The 422-nt window shown below is 64.5% G+C and carries 1 pseudogene; it reads right to left on the bottom strand.

Features of this window, described 5'->3' with window-relative positions:
* A pseudogene (locus tag JWG43_RS18770) lies at positions 1 to 422 on the bottom strand (amidophosphoribosyltransferase); the annotation flags it as partial.

Here is a 422-nt window from a genome sequence, read left to right as displayed (position 1 = left end):
GGGTTGATCTTCACGCGCACGCCGAAGTTGCGCATGCTCTGCGTGGGCTGGATGAAGGTACGGCCCACGTAGTGGTTACGGATCATGGCGTGCTCGTAGGGCAGCTCGGCGCACTGGGCGAAGCCCACGGCCGAATAGACGCCGGAATCGGGGAAGGGCATGATGAAGTCCACGTCGGGGGGGGATTCGTGGGCCAGCTGCCAGCCCATCTGCTTGCGGCACTGGTAGACCTGCTCGCCGAAGACGAAGGAGTCGGGGCGGGCAAAGTAGACCAGCTCGAAGATGCACTGGCGGGGACGTTCCGGCAGGGGACCGCGCAACTGTTCGCTGTGTTCGCCCTTGCCGTCCATGATCAGCATCTCGCCGGGCTGGATGGGACGCTCGTAGTCGGCTTCCAGCAGGTCGAAGGCACAGGTCTCGGA

Source organism: Desulfobulbus alkaliphilus, from assembly GCF_016918545.1.
GTDB lineage: Bacteria > Desulfobacterota > Desulfobulbia > Desulfobulbales > Desulfobulbaceae > Desulfobulbus > Desulfobulbus alkaliphilus.
This window is presented reverse-complemented; position numbering and strand designations above follow the sequence as displayed.